General features: G+C 67.2%; 22 protein-coding genes. 14 read left to right on the top strand and 8 right to left on the bottom strand.

What is annotated here, in order from left to right:
- Positions 1–135 precede the first annotated feature (135 nt).
- Positions 136–576 carry a GNAT family N-acetyltransferase gene (locus KUV49_RS16935; RefSeq protein WP_222452161.1) on the top strand — a complete coding sequence of 147 codons (441 nt, stop codon included), beginning with the start codon at positions 136–138 and terminating at the stop codon, positions 574–576.
- Between the two features lie 19 nt (positions 577–595).
- On the opposite strand, the gene KUV49_RS16930 is transcribed toward KUV49_RS16935, so the two are convergent.
- Entirely contained in the window at positions 596–1,123 is a 528-nt protein-coding gene (locus tag KUV49_RS16930; protein WP_222452160.1) for a DUF4329 domain-containing protein, read from the bottom strand.
- 92 nt (positions 1,124–1,215) lie between these two features.
- Between KUV49_RS16930 and deoD the strand changes: the two genes are divergently transcribed.
- Positions 1,216–1,920, top strand: a complete 705-nt coding sequence (deoD, locus tag KUV49_RS16925; protein WP_222452159.1) for a purine-nucleoside phosphorylase — start codon at positions 1,216–1,218, stop codon at positions 1,918–1,920.
- 279 nt (positions 1,921–2,199) lie between these two features.
- On the opposite strand, the gene KUV49_RS16920 is transcribed toward deoD, so the two are convergent.
- The 3 genes from KUV49_RS16920 to KUV49_RS16910 are packed head-to-tail and all read right to left on the bottom strand — an operon-like array spanning position 2,200 to position 4,413.
- Complete coding sequence (locus tag KUV49_RS16920) at positions 2,200–3,051, bottom strand: MBL fold metallo-hydrolase (protein WP_222452158.1); 852 nt, start codon at positions 3,049–3,051, stop codon at positions 2,200–2,202.
- 5 nt (positions 3,052–3,056) lie between these two features.
- The gene (locus KUV49_RS16915; protein WP_222452157.1) at positions 3,057–3,755 is read right to left on the bottom strand and encodes an SGNH/GDSL hydrolase family protein; all 699 of its coding nucleotides are present in this window, start codon (positions 3,753–3,755) and stop codon (positions 3,057–3,059) included.
- Positions 3,748–4,413, bottom strand: coding sequence for a DUF2161 domain-containing phosphodiesterase (locus tag KUV49_RS16910; protein ID WP_222452156.1), 666 nt, complete (start codon positions 4,411–4,413; stop codon positions 3,748–3,750). The genes KUV49_RS16915 and KUV49_RS16910 overlap by 8 nt, the downstream gene beginning before the upstream one ends.
- 100 nt (positions 4,414–4,513) lie before the next feature.
- Here KUV49_RS16910 and KUV49_RS16905 point away from each other — a divergent pair, with 100 nt between their 5' ends.
- On the top strand, positions 4,514–5,434 hold the full coding sequence (locus KUV49_RS16905; protein ID WP_222452155.1) for a manganese-dependent inorganic pyrophosphatase: 921 nt from the start codon (positions 4,514–4,516) through the stop codon (positions 5,432–5,434).
- Between the two features lie 86 nt (positions 5,435–5,520).
- On the opposite strand, the gene KUV49_RS16900 is transcribed toward KUV49_RS16905, so the two are convergent.
- Positions 5,521–7,017: a fused MFS/spermidine synthase gene (locus KUV49_RS16900; RefSeq protein WP_222452154.1), complete on the bottom strand. Its 1,497-nt coding sequence runs from the start codon at positions 7,015–7,017 to the stop codon at positions 5,521–5,523.
- A gap of 242 nt (positions 7,018–7,259) precedes the next feature.
- Here KUV49_RS16900 and KUV49_RS16895 point away from each other — a divergent pair, with 242 nt between their 5' ends.
- The 3 genes from KUV49_RS16895 to KUV49_RS16890 are packed head-to-tail and all read left to right on the top strand — an operon-like array spanning position 7,260 to position 8,414.
- Positions 7,260–7,421 (top strand): hypothetical protein, encoded by a 162-nt coding sequence (locus KUV49_RS16895; RefSeq protein ID WP_222452153.1) that lies wholly within the window; start codon positions 7,260–7,262, stop codon positions 7,419–7,421.
- Complete coding sequence (locus KUV49_RS21565; RefSeq protein WP_261391556.1) at positions 7,418–7,543, top strand: hypothetical protein; 126 nt, start codon at positions 7,418–7,420, stop codon at positions 7,541–7,543. Before KUV49_RS16895 ends, KUV49_RS21565 begins: the two co-directional genes overlap by 4 nt.
- Positions 7,533–8,414, top strand: coding sequence for an MBL fold metallo-hydrolase (locus KUV49_RS16890; RefSeq protein WP_261391555.1), 882 nt, complete (start codon positions 7,533–7,535; stop codon positions 8,412–8,414). The genes KUV49_RS21565 and KUV49_RS16890 overlap by 11 nt, the downstream gene beginning before the upstream one ends.
- A 160-nt stretch (positions 8,415–8,574) precedes the next feature.
- Here the strand turns inward: KUV49_RS16890 and KUV49_RS16885 are convergent, their stop codons facing one another.
- Both KUV49_RS16885 and KUV49_RS16880 read right to left on the bottom strand, forming a co-directional pair.
- Entirely contained in the window at positions 8,575–9,132 is a 558-nt protein-coding gene (locus KUV49_RS16885) for a DUF2585 family protein (RefSeq protein ID WP_222452152.1), read from the bottom strand.
- 111 nt (positions 9,133–9,243) lie between these two features.
- Positions 9,244–9,831 (bottom strand): HdeD family acid-resistance protein, encoded by a 588-nt coding sequence (locus tag KUV49_RS16880; RefSeq protein ID WP_222452151.1) that lies wholly within the window; start codon positions 9,829–9,831, stop codon positions 9,244–9,246.
- A gap of 200 nt (positions 9,832–10,031) precedes the next feature.
- Between KUV49_RS16880 and KUV49_RS16875 the strand changes: the two genes are divergently transcribed.
- The 8 genes from KUV49_RS16875 to KUV49_RS16840 all read left to right on the top strand — a co-directional run bounded on the left by KUV49_RS16875 (position 10,032) and on the right by KUV49_RS16840 (position 17,211).
- Complete coding sequence (locus KUV49_RS16875; protein ID WP_222452150.1) at positions 10,032–10,799, top strand: HpcH/HpaI aldolase family protein; 768 nt, start codon at positions 10,032–10,034, stop codon at positions 10,797–10,799.
- Positions 10,796–11,707 carry a glucokinase gene (locus KUV49_RS16870; RefSeq protein WP_222452149.1) on the top strand — a complete coding sequence of 304 codons (912 nt, stop codon included), beginning with the start codon at positions 10,796–10,798 and terminating at the stop codon, positions 11,705–11,707. The genes KUV49_RS16875 and KUV49_RS16870 overlap by 4 nt, the downstream gene beginning before the upstream one ends.
- Before the next feature lie 46 nt (positions 11,708–11,753).
- A complete protein-coding gene (locus KUV49_RS16865) occupies positions 11,754–12,002 on the top strand; it encodes a hypothetical protein (RefSeq protein WP_222452148.1) in 249 nt (82 codons plus the stop codon).
- Positions 11,999–12,376 carry a type II toxin-antitoxin system death-on-curing family toxin gene (locus KUV49_RS16860; protein ID WP_222452147.1) on the top strand — a complete coding sequence of 126 codons (378 nt, stop codon included), beginning with the start codon at positions 11,999–12,001 and terminating at the stop codon, positions 12,374–12,376. Before KUV49_RS16865 ends, KUV49_RS16860 begins: the two co-directional genes overlap by 4 nt.
- Before the next feature lie 88 nt (positions 12,377–12,464).
- Positions 12,465–14,423: a DNA topoisomerase IV subunit B gene (gene parE / locus KUV49_RS16855; protein WP_222452146.1), complete on the top strand. Its 1,959-nt coding sequence runs from the start codon at positions 12,465–12,467 to the stop codon at positions 14,421–14,423.
- Positions 14,420–15,244 (top strand): hypothetical protein, encoded by an 825-nt coding sequence (locus KUV49_RS16850; RefSeq protein ID WP_222452145.1) that lies wholly within the window; start codon positions 14,420–14,422, stop codon positions 15,242–15,244. The genes parE and KUV49_RS16850 overlap by 4 nt, the downstream gene beginning before the upstream one ends.
- A 458-nt stretch (positions 15,245–15,702) precedes the next feature.
- The gene (locus KUV49_RS16845; RefSeq protein WP_222452144.1) at positions 15,703–16,458 is read left to right on the top strand and encodes a hypothetical protein; all 756 of its coding nucleotides are present in this window, start codon (positions 15,703–15,705) and stop codon (positions 16,456–16,458) included.
- A 69-nt stretch (positions 16,459–16,527) separates the two neighbouring features.
- Entirely contained in the window at positions 16,528–17,211 is a 684-nt protein-coding gene (locus KUV49_RS16840) for a hypothetical protein (protein ID WP_222452143.1), read from the top strand.
- Here KUV49_RS16840 and KUV49_RS16835 read toward each other — a convergent pair.
- Positions 17,208–17,606 carry a c-type cytochrome gene (locus tag KUV49_RS16835; RefSeq protein WP_222452142.1) on the bottom strand — a complete coding sequence of 133 codons (399 nt, stop codon included), beginning with the start codon at positions 17,604–17,606 and terminating at the stop codon, positions 17,208–17,210. The two genes, KUV49_RS16840 and KUV49_RS16835, sit on opposite strands and share 4 nt — an antisense overlap.
- Positions 17,607–17,615 lie beyond the last annotated feature (9 nt).

The following is a 17,615-nucleotide window of genomic DNA, read 5'->3' as shown; positions in this document are numbered from 1 at the left end:
CGACGGGTAGCCTCGGTTTCGTTGACGACACAGATGGCCAGTCCCGGCGCCCGATGCAATGCGCTCGGCGAAAAAACGCTGGAATCCGCCGGGCGCTCGGCCCAATCTGCGCCGAGCAGCCGAAGGACCCCCATCATGAGCCTGACCATCCGCCCGATCGCACCGCAGGACGAAACCGACTGGCGCGCGCTTTGGACCGCGTACCTGGAATTCTACGAAAGCAGCGTCAGCGAGGAGGTCTACGCCACCACCTTCGCGCGGCTCTGCGCGCCCGAGGTGACCGACCAGAACGGGCTGCTGGCGCTGGACGGCGAAACGCCGGTGGGGTTGGTGCATTACATCTTTCACCCGCATAACTGGCGGGTCGAGAAGATCTGTTACCTGCAGGACCTCTATGCCGACCCGTCGGTGCGCGGCACCGGCGTCGGGCGCAAGCTGATCGAGGCGGTCTATTCCGCCGCCGACGCCAACGGTACGCCGGCCGTCTACTGGATGACGCAGGATTTCAACACGCAGGCGCGGCAGCTCTACGACCGGATCGGGCAGTTGACGCCGTTTATCAAGTACGCCCGCTAGGGCGCGCCCGCGCGTCGGCTCAGGGGAACTGCGCCGCCTCGCGCCGCATCAACTCGCGCAGCGAGTACGAGCGCGCGATCGGCCCCTCGGCGCCCAGGACGTGGCGCGGATCGGCGGGGATACAGCCCGGACCGCAGAGCTGGCGCACCGCCATGCGGCGCGTATCGAGAAACCACAGCCGCCCGGCGGGCGTGCCGACATAGCCATTGATGCCCTCGCCCTTGTCGGCGCGGATATCGTTGACGGTGGGCACCTCGGACCAGGCGCTTTCGTCATAGGCGCCGTGCGTGTGCCAGGACGCCACCACCCGCAGCCTTTTGGGCCAGCGGGGCTGACAATAGTTCAGGAACCCGCGCCGGGCCGGGGTGGTGGCCAGCTGGCCCGAGGCCGTGTAGCCGATATAGCCGCAATATTCGCGGTTCTCGGCCACCGAGCGCGCCTGCGCCTGCGACAGCACGTGTCGCGCCACGCCGATCTCGTCGGCGGTTTGCGCAGGGGCGGCGACGGGCATCGCCATGAGCAGGGCCAGCAGGGCCAAGATCCGCATTCGTGTGTGTCCTCTCTTGCAGCTCTTGCAGCGGCGGGGTCAGGCGTTACCTTTGCGCGACCGTAACGCGACCTTAGACCGAAGGGCAGTCCATGACGATCCATATAGGCGCCGCAGCCGGCGACATTGCAGAAACCGTCCTGATGCCGGGCGACCCGATGCGCGCCAAGTGGGCCGCCGAGCGGTTCCTGGAGGCACCGCGGCAGGTCAACGCGGTGCGCGGGATGCTGGGCTTTACCGGCACGTGGCGGGGCCACCCGGTCACCATCCACGGCAGCGGGATGGGCATGGCGAGCCTGTCGATCTATGCCAACGAGCTCATGCGAGACCTCGGCGCGAAGACGCTGATCCGCATCGGCTCGACCGGCGGGATGCAGGCGCATGTGGGCCTGCGCGACGTGATTCTGGCCATGACGGCCAGCAGCGTCGGAACGCCCTCCTCGACCATCTTCCGGGAACTGAACTATGCCCCCTGCGCCGACTGGGGCCTGTTGCGGGCGGCGGTGGCCGCGGCCCAAACGCGGGGCGTGCCGCATCACGTGGGCGGGATCTATTCCTCGGACACGTTCTATGACGAACGCCCCGACCTCAACGAGCAGATGACCCGCCACGGCATCCTCGCCGTCGAGATGGAGACCGCCGAGATGTACACGCTGGCCGCTCGCTACGGCGCGCGGGCGCTGTCGGTGCTGACCGTGTCGGACCACCTGCAAACCGGCGAGGCCCTGCCCAGCGAAGACCGCGAGGCCAGTTTCGGCGACATGGTGGAGATCGCGCTGGAGGCGGCGTTTGCGTAGGGTGCGTTTCCAACGCACCTATTTTGGGTCGGATATCATCCGTGCCGGCACGGTGCGTTGAAAACGCACCCTACGCCGTGTCCGAAAACATCTCACCCGTGACACCCCTGCGCGCGGAATAAAGGCCGTAGGCCGCCGCGCCATCGACGACCCCCACCCAGGGGGCGGCGATTTGGTTGGGGTCTGCACAACGCTCGGCTGTTTTGATGACTTGGCAAAGATAAAGTGCTTCAGAACCACTGTTGGATCGCCACCCCGGGGGTCGCCGATGGCGCTCCCTCAGTCGTCCTCCAGAAACGCGAAGGCGTCTCCCTCGACACGCACCCGGCCCAGCGACGGCAGCCGGAAATGGGTGCCCAGCACCCGCGCGCCCTGCTCCGCCGCCGTTTCCAGCAGCATCCGGCGTGAGGCGACGGCCCGCTCGGCATCCTGGTCGAAGGTGAAATGCCACTCGGGGTGCCAGCATTGCGCCGCGGTGTGAATCGCATCCCCGGTGATCACCGCCTCGGCCCCGCCGCCATGCACCCGGACAGACACGTGCCCGCCGGTATGCCCCGGCGTCGGCATCAGCGTCACGTGGTCGCCCACACCGTGCGCGCCGTCGACCAGCTCGGCCTGCCCGGCCTCGATCACCGGCAGGAGGCTCTCGTCATACATGCCCCGGGCCTTTTCGGCATAGAACGCCTCGTCCGCCTTCGGCAGCAGGTAGCGCGCGTTGGGAAATGTCGGCACCCAGCGCCCGTCCAGCAGCCTGGTGTTCCAGCCGATGTGATCGACGTGCAGATGGGTGCAGAGGACGTAGTCGATATCCTCCACACCCGCGCCCGCCGCGCCCAGCGCGTTCAGGAAACGCGGCGTGTCGCGCCTGTGCCAGTCGGGAAAGCTGGGCGCGGTCTTGTGGTTGCCGACGCAGGTATCCACCAGGATCACGTGGTCGGGCGTCTTCAGCAGAAAGCCCTGGATCGGCAGCATCACGCGCCCCGTGCGGGGGCACAGCCCGCCCGGCACTTTCTCGGCGATGATGCGGCCCACATCCCTACCGGCGCCCGGGAACATCTCTTCGGGCGCAAGGAAGGGCGCGTCGATCTCCAGGATGCGCCAGACTTCCACCTCTCCGATACGACACAGCATGGCGCTCACCCCTCCCCGATCCGCTCGGCCACCCGGCCCGCCCAGAGGTCACAGAGCGGAGCGGCCGGATGAAACCCGTCGGCAGCCATCAGGCGCCGGTCCGGCGGAAACTCCATCGGAACGTAGCGCAGCGCGGGGTCCTGCGCCACAAGCGCGCGCAACTCGGCATCGAGTGCGGCGGCCCTTGCCCCCAGCACCCCGCGCAAGGGGCGGGGCAGCAGCGGGAACACCCCCAGTGGTGGCACGCCCGAGGCAACGATGCGCGTCACACCGAAGCGGGTCTTCAGGAGGCTTACGAGGTCGCTGTAGTTGCGCCGCCACCGTGTCCGGCGCATCCCGTTCTTGGCGTCGTTCACGCCCAGCGCGATCACCGCCACGTCGAACGGGCCGTCCGGCATCTGCGCCGGATCGGCCAGGGCGGTTGTCGTGGTCGCCCCGCCCCGCGCCTCCAGCCGCCAGTGCACGCGGAAGCGCGGGGCAAGATGCGCCGCCAGCCGACCCGCCAGCGCGTCCTCCTGCGTCTCGACGCCCACGCCGGCGGCGGAACTGTCCCCGACGATCAGCAGCCGCAGGTCCGGGCCTGCGCCGGCCACGCCCTCGCGCGGGCCTGCCGCCTCGGGCAGGCGTGCGGCACGCAGCACCACCCAGGCCGCCTGTGGCACCAGCACCGGCGACAGAAGCGCCGCGCAGAGCGCGTCACGCATCGCTTTCCGCCTCGCACAGCGCCATGCCGGTGTCGCTGAGCGCATAGACCCCGCGCTCGACCCGGAAGAACCAGCCGGAGTGGTTGTCGGCCATGATCCGCGTCGCCCGCGCCACGCCCGTCGCCCGGGCGATGACCGCGCCCGAGGACGGGCCGTGTTCCGACAGGTACGCCACGCAGGCGCGCACATCCTGCTTGTAGGCGGTCTCGATCTGCCCGCGCGTGCCGCCCTCGTTCGGATCGCCCCGGCGGGCGTTGAATTCCTTCAGCAGCCTTGCGCGCTTGACCTTGGACTGGCGCGGGCGGAACGGGGCGGGGTGACAATGCGCCTGCACCTCGCCCGTGTCCGGTTTCACGCTGAGAACCCCCAGCCCCAGCCGCTTGCAGAGGCCGATATTGCCCTTGAACGCCCGCCATCCCGCCTTGCCCTTCCAGCGCGGCACGGCGACATAGACCTGCTCGGTCACCGCCTGCCGGGCCACGGCCTGTTGCAGCAGGGTCAGCGAAAACCCGGTCTTGAGCTCCACCACCACCGGCTCGGCCTCCGCGCGCAGGCCCACCACGTCGGCCGGGCCGACCTCGGATTTCACGTCATAGCCCAGCGCCTCCAGCCAGGCCTTGACCGGGGCGTATAACAGGGTTTCGCGGGCATCATACATCCCGGCAATTTGGCCGCAGGTTGCATGGGTGACAAGCCCTTCGCACAGCCCTATAAGGCGCGCGAACAAACTCATTCCAGCCCCGAGGACGACACATCCGATGACAACGCTCGTATTTGGCCACAAATCCCCCGACACCGACAGCACCGGCTCGCCCATCCTCTGGGCGTGGTACCTCAACGAGGTGAAGGGCCAGGAGGCCGAGGCCGTGCTCTTGGGCGAGCCCAACACCGAGGCCGCCTTCATGCTGGAAAAGTGGGACCTGCCCAAGCCGCGCATCATCACCAATGTCGATGACGGCCAGCCCTGCATCGTGGTGGACACCAACAACCCCGCCGAGTTGCCGACCAACATCAACGGCGCCGACGTGCAGGGCATCATCGACCACCACAAGCTGGTCGGCGGGCTGGAAACCTCCGGGCCGATCGACATCACCGTGCGCCCGCTGGCCTGCACCGCGACGATCATGATCGACCTGATGGGCGAGGACGCGGAAAAGATGCCCGACTGGGCCAAGGGCGCGGCGCTGACCTGCATCCTCAGCGACACGCTGGAATTCCGCAGCCCCACCACCACCGACCACGACCGCGCCACCGCCGAGCAACTGGCCCGCGACCTGGGCGTCAGCGTCGCCGACTATGCCGCCGAGATGTTCGCGGCCAAGTCGGACGTGTCGGCCTTTTCCGACGCCGAGCTGATCCGCATGGACAGCAAGGAATACGAGGTCGGCGGCACCAAGTTCCGCGTGTCGGTCCTGGAAACCACCGCGCCGGCCACCGTGCTCGACCGCAAGGACAGCCTGATGGCCTCGATGCAGGACGTGGCGAAAGAGGACGGCGTCGACCAGGTGCTGCTCTTCGTCGTGGACATCCTGAACGAGGAAGCGACCCTGCTGGTCCCCAACGACCTGGTCAAGGGCGTGGCCGAGAAGAGCTTCGAGGCCTCCGTTTCGGGCGATACCGTGGTGCTGCCCGGCGTGATGAGCCGCAAGAAACAGATCATTCCCAACCTGAAGGTCTGAGGCGCGAGGGGCGCAGAGCCCCTGTTCGCCCGACGCCCCCGCGGCCGCCTGCGGGGGCGTTTTCGTCTCAACGCATCGCCGCGCCGTCAGTCCGCGCGGCCCATCAGCCGGTCGATCGGCGCGTAATCATCGGTCAGGACCTGCCCGCGCCCAGCCGCCAGCTGCGCCACCATGTCGTCGGCAAACGCGCCGAACCGCGTCGGGTCGGGCGCCCGCGCGACAATGGCGTTTTCCGGCGTTCGCGCCTGGCCGCCCACCACGACGAAGACGACACGCTGGCCGGGCGCGGGCCGGGCCTGCTCGGTCCAGACCTCGACCACCGGAAAGACCGTCCGCATCGTCGCCACGATCGACGCCAGCGCGCCCAGCCTGTCCTCGTGGTCGATCACGTTCATCAGGAAACTGCCATCCTCGGTCAGCCGGTCCGCCGCAAGCTGAAAGAACTCCTGCGTCACCAGGTGCACCGGCACGACGACATCGGTGAACGCGTCGCCGATGATGATGTCGAACCGCGCCCCGGGCCGGGTCAGCAGCGCGCGGCGGCCATCCTCGTGCAGGACCGTCGCGGTGGCGGGGTCGAACCAGAACGCCTCTGCCGCCATGCGCGTCACCGCCGGGTCGATCTCGGCCACGGTGATCGCGCCGGTGCCGCGCGCGGCAAAGGCACGGGGCACGGCGTAATTGCCGCCGCCGATGTGGAAACTGGTGAAATCGTCCCGCGGGGCGCGCAGCGTCGACAGGCGGTCCAGCATCGCGGTGTGATCGGTGAACTGCACCTCGGGCAGGCGGCGGGCGCTGATCCCGTGGGCCAGGTGGTCGATCACCATCAGGCGCACCGGGTCGGCGGGGTCGGCCGAGATATCCTCGACCCGCAGGCAGAAATACCGGCTTTCGCGGTCGCAGGGGTCGGGCGCGGCCAGCGCCAGGTATCCCGCGCCGATCACCAGCAGCACCGCAAGCGCCCCTGCCCCGGTCGCGCGCCAGCGCCCCAGCCATAGAAAGAGCAGGCCCGAGACCAGGTAGACCGCCGTCACCACCACCAGCGTCGTCGCCGAGCCGAGCCACGAGATGAACACGAATCCCGCCAGCAGCGTGCCCGCAATCGCCCCCACGGCCCCGGCGGCGAACATCGCGCCCATGGCGGGGCCGGTCCGTCGGGCCGTCGCCACCGCGATTACCGCCAGCACCGGCGCCGGGACACCGGCGAAAAAGGACGGCAGGAAAAAGACCAGCATGGTCAGCGCCGTGATGCTCCAGACCGGCTGCGCGACCGCGTCCAGCACCCAGCCCGCAACCGCCGGCAGGATCAGCACCGCACCCGCCGTGGTAACCGCTCCGGCCAGCAAAGCGCCCCCGGTCCAGCGCAGCGCCTGCCCGGCCGGTTTCTCGGCCAGCCGTCCGCCCCACCAGTGCCCCGCCGAAAAGCCTGCGAGGACCACGGCGATGACCGCCGTCCAGGTGTAAAGCGACATGCCCACATGCGGCGCAAGCATCCGCCCGGCCACGATCTCGACCACCAGCGATGCCGCGCTGACCACAGCCTGCGCCGTCACCAGAAGCCATAAAGGTGTCGCGCGTGTCATCCCCGCCTCCGCGTGCCGCCATTCGGCCCCGCAGTTGAGACCAAGCCCGACCCGGGATCAAGCCGCAACGTCGCGGGCGGCCCCGGCCCGCACCGGGCGCGACTTGGCAGAGCGCGCCGCAGCGGGTACGTCTCGGGGGACAGGAGGACACCGCGCCATGACCCGCCCGACCCATCCCGACACGCGCACCGCCACGGCCCGAGCGCCTTTGCAGGCAGGCGACACCGCAGGCCGGGGGTGACATGACCCTTCTGTCCAACCTTGTCGCCGGCGCGATCGGCCTGGTCATCCTGGCAACCGTCGCAATGGTCTTTCTCGGCCGCGACAGGCCGCGCCGCCCGCAGCCGCGCGACACCTCTGGGGAGCGCCACGGCAGCGACGCCGGGGCGGAGGGGGACGCATGAACATCGTGATCCTCCTGCTGGCGGCGGTGGTCGTCTATTCCTTCATCAGCATGGGCAAGCGCGCGCGCCGCGCGCAGGCAAGAACACGGGCAAGGAAAAAGGACGGCACGGATGAAGACTGAGGACATGCAAAGCGCCGTGGTCCTTCTGGGCACCAAGGGCGGCCCGGCCATTCGCCCCGGCGGCCCGATGCCCACGTCGACGCTGGTGCAGATGGGTGGCCTGACCCTGCTGGTCGATGCGGGCCTCGGCGCGGCGCGGGCCATCGGCGCGGCGGGCCTGCCGCTCACTGCGCTCGACGCGGTGCTGATCACCCACCTGCATTCCGATCATGTCCTCGAACTGGGCCCGCTTCTGCACACCGCCTGGACCGGCGGGTTGCAGCACGAGATCCCGATCTTCGGCCCGCCGGGGATCGAGACCTACTGGCAGGGGTTCCTGGGCGCGATGGAGTACGACATCGCCCTGCGCGAAGAGGACGAGGGCCGCCCGCCCTTCCACGAACTGTTCTCGATCGGCCATCTTTCGGACCTCCGCCCCATCGACCTGGAGGGCGTGCTGGTCTCGGCGATGCGCAACGATCATCCCCCCGTCGAGCACAGCTTTGCGCTGAAGCTGGAACATGGCGGCGACACGCTGGTCCTGTCGGGCGACACGGCACCTATGGCCGAAATGATCGCTTTTGCCCGTGGTGCCGACCTTCTGGTGCACGAGGCGATGCTGCCTGAGGGCGTTCAGGCCATCGTCGAGCGCATGGGCACGGGCGACAACCGCCTGCTGGAGCATATCCTGCGCAGCCATTCCCCGGCCGACGAGGTGGGGCGCATCGCCGCCGCCGCTGGTGCCAAGGCGCTGGCGCTGAACCACCTGATCCCGTCCGGCGACCCCGACATCACCGAGGCGCATTGGCGCGCCGCTGTCGAGCCCTCCTATGGCGGGCCCTTGCATATAGGGCGGGACGGCATGGTGATCGCCTTCGGCGCCGGCGCCTAGAACAGGCCGGCCCGCGCGCCTTGGCTCCGGGCGACCCGGCGCGATCCTCGTCCCCTCGCGCACCGGCGCCGCGAAGCGCGCGGGCCGGTCCTGCTGCTGGCACCGCCCCGTCCCGGCCTCCGAGCCGGGACCTCCTGGCGCCGGAGTCAGCCGCCGGGCCTCAGCCCCCGGCCTGCCAGTCGGCAATCGCCTCGACCGGATAGAGCAGCATCAGCACGTTCAGTGTCAGGTTGTCGCGGATGATCCACAGGGTCAGCAACTCGAACCCCACCACGACGGCCACGCTGGCCCAGACCGGCAGGCGCCGCGCCAGCCAGAAGCCCAGCCACATGGCCGCGATATCCGAGGCCGAGTTGAGCACGCTGTCGCCATAGTAGTCGAGCGAGATCGTCACCTCGCGGTAGCGTTCGATCACCGCGTCGGTGTTCTCGACGATCTCCCACGCGCATTCCACCAGGGTGGCGATCACCAGCCGCCAGCCCACGTCCATGCGCCGCGCCACCGCCCAGAGAAGTGCGTAGAACAGGACACCGTGCAGCAGGTGGCTTGGCCAGTACCAGTCGAACACCTGCTGGCTGCCCTCGCTGGTGCCCACCGTGCCCCAAAGATCGACCCAGCCGCAGGGGCAGGTCGGATTTCGGCCCATCAGCAGAAGCACCACCAGGGTGGCGATGCCGATCATGGCCGTGATGCGAATGGTGATGCGCGGGTCCGTCATGCCGTGACGGAATCACAGGCTCTTGCCGCTGTCCATTGGAAAGACTCCGGCCAAGGGTCTGAACCCCCACCTTGCGGAGGCTCAGCGCTGCCGATCCGGGGGTCTCCAGAACTATGCGCCGTCGCGTCGCTCGTGGGTGTCGGGCTTGTGCCACGCCAGGGCCAGTGTCGCGATACCCGATACCGTCAGGTCCACGGCCAGGAACAGCCCCAGCACTCCCGCGGCCGCCTCGGGCAGGCCCAGCACGATCAACGCGGCGAGGGCGACCGACATCACGCCGGCGCCGGCGATCCAGCCCCAGCCGCTGCGCGGCCGCATCCGGAACGCGTAGACCAGGCGCAGCACGCCCAGGAAGGCGAACAGAACCGCCACGGCCAGGGTCAGCGTGATCAGCCCGGCCACCGGGTTCAGCAACAGGGCCAGCGCGAACAGGACGAAGGACACTCCGATCAGGCTGCCGAGAAAACGACCGCCCAGCGCATCGGTGTTGGCGCTGAAGGCCAGCCACAGCTGCGTCAGCCCGATCAGCAGGAAGGCGATACCCGCCACCGCCGTCACCGTCAGCGACGCGGCGAACGGGTTGAAGAAGGCCAGCATGCCGCCAAGGATCATCAGCAGGGCCAGGACCGTCAGGCCGGTGCGGCCCGGCGTCGGGTCCGCGCAGCGGTGCGACGTTCCGAAAGTGTCCGATGATGCCATGATATGGCCTCCCACGGGGAAAAGGTGTCACGGTTTCAACGCCCGATGGGCAGGCCCGGTTCCCCGGTCGCCCAGCCGTCGGCGGGCCTCTGCGCCCCCCGCGCCTTGCGCCGGGTGGGAGACACCCCGCGCGCCACCGCCACTGGACCTTCCCCCGGTGCGCCGTTTAACTGGGGGCCACCCCTGCCGGAGGCCGCATCATGCCCGCAGCTCTCAACCGCTTCAAATCTGCCCTTGCCGAAGGTCGGCCGCTGATCGGCTGCTGGGCCGGGTTCGCCGATGCCTATGCGACCGAGATCCTGGGCGCCGCCGGCTTCGACTGGCTGGTGCTGGACGGCGAACATGCCCCCAACACGATCCACACGCTGTCGGCCCAGATCGGCATTCTGCAGAACACATCCACCGCGCCCATCGTCCGCGTGCCCATCGCCGAGGACTGGATCATCAAGCAGGTGCTCGACGCCGGGGCCCAGACCCTGCTGGCCCCGATGATCGACACCGCAGAGCAGGCCGCGCAGGTCGTCCGCGCCATGCGCTATCCGCCCGACGGCGTGCGCGGGTCCGGCGCCGCGCTGGGGCGGGCGTCGGGCTTTGGCGGCGTTCCCGACTATATCGCCACGGCGAATGACCAGATGTGCCTGGTGGTGCAGGTCGAAAGCCGCGCCGCGCTCGACAACCTGGACGCCATCTGCGCGGTCCCCGGTGTCGACGCGGCCTTTATCGGGCCTTCGGACCTGGCGAATGACATGGGCCATCGGGGCAATGCGAACCACCCCGAGGTCCGCGCCGCCATGCAGGACGCGCTGGCCCGTATCCGGGCGGCGGGCAAGGCGCCCGGCATCCTCGGCCTGGACCCCGAGACAACGGGAACCTACCGCGACTGGGGTGCCCAGATGCTGGGCGTGGGGATCGACGTGCTGCTTTTCGCCAATGCCGCCCGCACGCTGGCCGCTTCGTGGAAATCATGAGCTGTCTGCTGGTCGACCTCGGCGGCACGTCCTGCCGCGTCGGCCTGTCGGACGGCACGGGTCTGCTGTCCGAAACCGCGCGCAGCTTTGCCAATGCCGATTTCACCAGCCTGTCCGACCTGCTGACGACCTATCTCGACACTCAACGGCCCGGCCCCGTCACCGCGCTCTGCGCCGGTGTCGCGGGCCCTGTGCGGAACGGCACCGCGCAGCTGACCAACCACGCCTGGCATATCGAGGCCAATAGCCTCGCCCAGGCCACCGGCGCGGCGCGGGTCCACCTGATGAACGACCTTCAGGCGCAGGCCCATGCGCTCGACGACCTCGACCCCGACAGCCTGACGCCCCTGGTGCCCGGCACGCCCGATCCCGACGGCCCCCGCATGGTGCTGGGGCTGGGGACGGGCTGCAACATCGCGGTGGCGCACCGGGTGGACGGCAGGCTTTTCGTGCCGCCGTCGGAATCCGGTCACACCACCCTGCCGGACGCACCGGGCTTTCGCGCGCTCTACGACTCGCTGCGCGGCGAGGCGGCGCATCTGCCCCTTGAGGCCGCCCTCTCCGGCCCCGGCCTCACCCGGCTGCACGCGTTTTATACCGGCGAGACGCTTACCCCGGCAGAGATCATGGCCCTTGAGCCGCGCAAGACGCTTCAGGCTTTCGTCTCACTGCTCGGGCTTGCCGCGTCCAACCTGTGTCTCTCGCACATGGCCACCGGCGGGCTTTACCTGATCGGCGGCACCGCCCGGGCCATCGCGCCGCACCTCAAACCGCTGGGCTTTGCCGACACCTTCCACCCGCGCGGGCCCTACAGCGATATCCTCGCGGCGATCCCCGTGACGCTGATCAGCGACGACAACGCGGCGCTTCGGGGCTGCGCACGGTATATCGTGCAATACTTGAAATAACGTGCATTGAAGTGTATATTTTGGCGCACACCTCAGGAGGCATCCCATGAAACGCCTGCACACGAACCAGATCTGCACCATGACCGAACTGCGTGAGCCGCAAAGGGTGCTCGACCGCGCGGGCGGCAAGCCGGTGGCGATCATGAAGAATTCCAGATGCGTGGGCTACCTCGTCCCCGAGGAAGCCTCGCTGCAAGGCGAGCCGCGCTATGCCACGATGGACGAGGTCATGGCCGCCGTAGAGGCCACCCGCGAACAGGCGCAGCCGGTGCTTGAGTACCTCAAGGACAAATGAACTTCCTGCTTCTCTCCGCCGATCAGGTGGAAGCGCTTCACGACATGGCCCTGAATCCCGGCGAATTGCCGGGACGCGCGCGGGACAAGTCGCTGGAAGGCGCGCTCTCGCGCGTGGACAATCGGCTGGTCTACGGCATGATCGAGGATGTGTTCGACCTCGCCGCCGCCTATGCGGCTGCGGTCGCACAGGGCCATTGCTTCAACGACGGCAACAAGCGCACGGCCTATCGCACCATGCTGGTCTGCCTGACCCTGCACGGCGTGTCGATCACCCATGACACCGAAGAAATCGGCCAGATCATCATCGCCCTCGCCCAGGGCAAGCTGGCCGAGGAGGACGTGGCCGACTGGCTGCGCACAAAGGCGACGTAGGGTGCGTTTTCAACGCACCTGACCACTTCCCCCACCGCTTTCGCTCTGCCATACTGCGCCACAACCCATAAAACAAAGAGCAGCGCACATGGCCGACGATCTTCTGACACCCGCCGATTCCGGCACGTACGACGCCTCCTCGATCGAGGTGCTGGAGGGGCTGGAGCCCGTCCGCAAGCGCCCCGGCATGTATATCGGCGGCACGGACGAGCGGGCGCTGCATCACCTGGTGGCCGAGATCCTCGACAACTCGATGGACGAGGCCGTGGCCGGCCACGCCAACCGGATCGAGGTCGAGCTGCACGAGGACCATTCCATCACCATCCGCGACAATGGCCGCGGCATGCCGGTGGACGAACACCCCAAGTTTCCCGGCAAATCCGCACTCGAGGTGATCCTCTGCACGCTGCACGCGGGCGGCAAGTTCTCGGGCAAGGCCTACCAGACCTCGGGCGGCCTGCACGGGGTCGGCGCGTCGGTCGTGAACGCGCTCTCGGACCTCCTGATCGTGCAGGTGGCCCGCGACAAGAAGCTGTACGAACAGCGCTTTTCCCGCGGCATCCCGCAGGGCAAGCTGGAAGAGGTCGGCGCCGCGCCCAACCGCCGCGGCACCACCGTGACCTTCCATGCCGACGAGCAGATCTTCGGCCATCACCGTTTCAAGCCCGCGCGGCTCTTCAGCTCGATCCGCTCCAAGGCCTATCTCTTTTCGGGCGTCGAGATCCGCTGGAAATCCGCCATCCCCGACGGCGACACCCCGCAGGAGGCCACGTTCCACTTTCCCGGCGGCCTTGCCGATTACCTGCGCGAGACGATGGGCACCGCCTCGACCTATGCCGAGAATCCCTTTGCCGGCACCGTCGATTTCCAGGAGCGCTTCGGCACGCCGGGCAAGGTGGAATGGGCGATCAACTGGACCCCCAGCCGCGACGGGTTCCTGCAATCCTACTGTAACACCGTCCCCACGCCCGAGGGCGGCACCCACGTGGCGGGGTTCTGGGCCGCGATCGTCAAGGGCATCAAGGCCTATGGCGAGCTGGTGAACAACCGCAAGGCCGCCAACATCACCCGCGACGACCTGATGACGGGGGGCTGCGCGCTGGTCTCGTGCTTCATCCGCGAGCCGGAATTCGTCGGCCAGACCAAGGACAGGCTGGCCACGACCGAGGCGCAGCGGCTGGTCGAGGGCGCGGTGCGCGACCATTTCGACAACTGGCTGGCGGCGGATACGAAATCGGCGGGGGCCATCCTCGACTTCCTCGTGCTGCGGGCCGAGGAACGCCTGCGCAGGCGCGCCGAGAAGGAAACACAACGCAAATCCGCCACGAAGAAACTTCGCCTTCCCGGCAAATTGGTGGATTGCTCGTCGTCAACCCGCGACGGCACCGAATTGTTCATCGTCGAGGGGGATTCCGCCGGCGGATCGGCGAAAATGGGCCGGGACCGCAAGACCCAGGCCCTTCTGCCCCTGCGCGGCAAGATCCTGAACGTGCTGGGCGCGGCCAGCTCGAAACTGGGCAGTAACGCCGAGATCAACGACCTGACGCAGGCGCTTGGCGTGGGCCTTGGCAGCCGGTTCAACATCGACGATCTGCGCTATGACAAGATCATCATCATGACCGACGCGGACGTGGACGGCGCCCATATCGCCTCGCTCCTGATGACGTTCTTCTTCACCCAGATGCGCCCGATGATCGACGCGGGCCATCTCTACCTCGCCTGCCCGCCCTTGTATCGCCTGACCCAGGGGGCGAAACGCGTCTACTGCATCGACGAGGCCGAGCGCGACGCGTGGCTGGAAAAGGGCCTGGGCGGCAAGGGCAAGATCGACGTCAGCCGCTTCAAGGGCCTGGGCGAGATGGACGCCAAGGACCTGAAGGAAACCACCATGGACCCCGCGACGCGCAAGCTCATCCGCGTGACCATCGACGAGGACGAACCGGGTGAGACCGGCGACCTGGTGGAGCGCCTGATGGGCAAGAAGCCCGAGTTGCGGTTCCAGTACATCCAGGAGAACGCGCGGTTCGTGGAGGAGTTGGATGTTTGAGTGAACCTAAAAGGATCGATTTTGGCCTAAGCCTTTTTGTGAAATCGCTTCCTTTAGTTTCTGCGTTCGGAATTGTGTTGGCTTTCATCTACGAAGCCGGCTTCTCCATTACTTTGCAGCTATCAATGCACGAGCTGCTTGATGTTTCTGACCTATTCAAAACTAGCATTTTCACGATTCCATTTATTGCACTGACTTTGACGTTTGCACTCATCATGCACTTCACGGAAGCCTATCGAGATGGAAAGTACGACGTTTCTAATCTGCCGGATACTACGCTATTCGATCGGCTAGCTCTCACTTTTTTCGTCACTTTGGGGATAGCCGATTTTTTGCACGCATTGCTTCTTGGTAGCCTTGGTGGTCTAAGGTTATGGCAAATGGTGTTAACGCTTTTCGTGTCTGTGACAATAAGCAGACTTCAGATGCTTGAAGACCATCTGCCTCCGTTCTATAGAATTTTGGTTTTCAGCTTTGTATTTCTTGCAATTGCATCTTACTGGTTTGGGCGTAGTGACGCTAAGGCCGCTTTGGACCCTGAATATTCAAAGAGCCCAGTCGTGCAGATAGGCGCGACCGAATGGACTGTAGTACGAAAATATTCGTATCACATGGCGGTTTTCGATGGAAACGAAACGCTTGCTCTAGCTTCACTGAGTGGAACTCTAATCTTTGAATGGCCATACAAAAAAGGTGGCTGGCGCGGATTCCTATGCGAATATCCTCCCGAAGACGTGCTGAACTCGACAAACTTAGCAACCTTTGATGTATCACGCTGTAAATTTCCATGGGGGAGAAAGCAGACGCAGCCGGCAGGGTAACAGCCCAATCCGCGCGGAATCAAGGCGCAGCATGCTGCGCCGCCGCGCGATCGCCAGACCGCCCCCCGGGCTGGCGATTGGCTGACGCAAGCACTCCGATCAGAGGCCATGCGGACACGGCAGCCATAAAGTGCCCTGAAGCACCGTCGGGTCGCCAGCCCGCGGTCTGGCCCTCGCGCGGCACCTCCTGCCCCACGTCATCCTCGGGCCTGACCCGAGCATCTCCTGCAACAAGAGATCCCCGATCACGTCGGGGATGACGGGTTCCGGGCGGCAACGCCCTTCGCGGCCTTCGCGCGGCCTCCCCCCGCGCAACGCCGTCCCGGGCCTGACCCGGGACCTCCCCGCCCGGCCGCCCGCAGGGCGGGGGTTCCCCCCACCGCGCCCAACCCGAGCTTCCCCTGATTCCCCGGCCATGCTAGCCTGCCCGGCAAAACGCAGCAGGACAGGCCCCCCACATGCTCACCCGTGAAACCCTCGACGCCCACGCGGCGCAGGACACTCCGCCCGCCTTCACCTCGGCCCCCATCTCGGACGAGGCCATCACCCTGCTGGGCTATCAGCGCACCAAGCAGATCTCGCCCAGATCCCGCAAATCGTGGGAGGCCGGCAACCCGGTGCCACTGCGGCAGGAGGCCCGCGAGCGCCGCGACACCATCTTTGCCGGCGCGCTGGCCGAGATGTGGGGCGAGTACATGCCCCTGCGCAGCTATCTGCGGGACAACCGAATCGCGCCCGCATCCGTCATCGACATCGGCTGTGGCCAGGCCCTGCCCGACCTTTTCCTGCACCACGATTTCAAGCCGCGCTTCACCCTCGTGGATATCGAAAAGACCGACGAGCAGTATCACAACTGGGCGGGGTCCGGCGCGGGCTATGCCAGCCTCGATGAGGCCACAGCCCTCCTGCACGGCAACGGCGTGGCCAAGACCAAGGTCAGGCCGATCAACCCGTTGAAGACGCCCGAGGCGATGGCGGGGCTGAAGGCCGACATGCTGATCAGCTTCTATTCCTGCGGGTTTCACTATCCCGTCGACGATTACGCCGACCTGATGCGCGAAGTGCTGGAGGCCGGCGGCACCGTCTGCCTCGACCTGCGCAAGCGCTACCTGCGGCGGATGCCCGACACGCTGGCGCAGCTGCTGGAGGCGGGCCGGCGCACCGATCTTTTCGAGGATCCCCGCTCGTTCCGGGTGGTCCTGACCGGCGGCTGAGCCGGCGCGGCGGACCGGGGGCGAAATCTGCCGGTTTCTTTTGCCGCGAATCCGGCTACCGTCGCGGCCATGCGCTGGTTTTTCCTTTTGTCCCTTGCCGTCCTGATCTCCTGCGGCCGTCCGCTGACCGAGACCGAGGCGGCGTTCACCACGCAGATCCTCGGCTCCTCCATCGACACCGGGCGCATCCGGCTGGTCGAGGGCGCGCTGATCGGCAAGACCACCTATACCCGCAAGAAACGCCCCCGCATCGCCTGCCGCGAGCGCATCTTTCCGCCACAGGCCGAGGAGACCAAGGAAGTCACCGTCAGCCCCGCCGCCTTCGTGCTGTTCAGCAAGGTCTTCTATTCCAGGGACTGGTACCTGAAGGATTACCTGCCCGACTATGACGAGCGGTTCTACCTGGTCGAGGCGATGCTGTTTGCCCACGAGATGACCCATGTCTGGCAGTGGCAGAACCGCGCTCAGACGGGCTATAGCCCGCTCAAGGCGATCCGCGAGCACCAGGTCAGCGACGATCCCTATCTGTTCGACGTGGGCACCGACACGCGGTTCCTCGATTATGGCTATGAACAGCAGGCCTCGATCGTCGAGGAATATGTCTGCTGCGCCACGCTGGACCCGAAGGCCCCCCGCACCGCCCGGCTGAAAGAGCTGCTGGAAGGCGCGTTTCCGCTGGGCAAGCTGACCCTCCCCGACAAGGTCGTGCTGCCCTGGGACGGGGCCGAGCTGACCGGGATCTGCCGGGTTTAGTCCTGGATGCTCTCGATATAGAATAGCAGCGCGGCCAGCGGGCGCGGCGTCGGTGTCATCACCCCGTCGCCCACGTCCACGGGCACCGTGTCACCCTGCAACAGCAGGCCGAATTCCGGCATCTCGTGCCCCGGCAGGCCGGTGCGGTCATAGCCGTCGATCACCGACAGGACCCGCGTGCGGGAAAACACGCCGTCCTCCCTCAGCGCCGTCAAATCGGCGGGGGGCGGGTTGTAGGAGCCGGCCCAGGGGCCGTTGCCCATGCCGTTCCGGCCGTGGCAGACGGCACAGTTCTTCTCGAAAATCTCGCGGCCCTCCTCGGGCTCGGGCATCGAGTCCTGCGCGGTGGCCGCCCCGGCCACAAGGCACGCGGCAAGAGTAAGAGGTCTGATCATGGTCCTGCT

Source organism: Roseovarius atlanticus (assembly GCF_019802205.1).
In the GTDB taxonomy this organism is placed as follows: domain Bacteria; phylum Pseudomonadota; class Alphaproteobacteria; order Rhodobacterales; family Rhodobacteraceae; genus Roseovarius; species Roseovarius atlanticus_A.
Note: the sequence above shows the minus strand (reverse complement) of the source record. Positions and strands in the feature narration are given on the sequence as shown.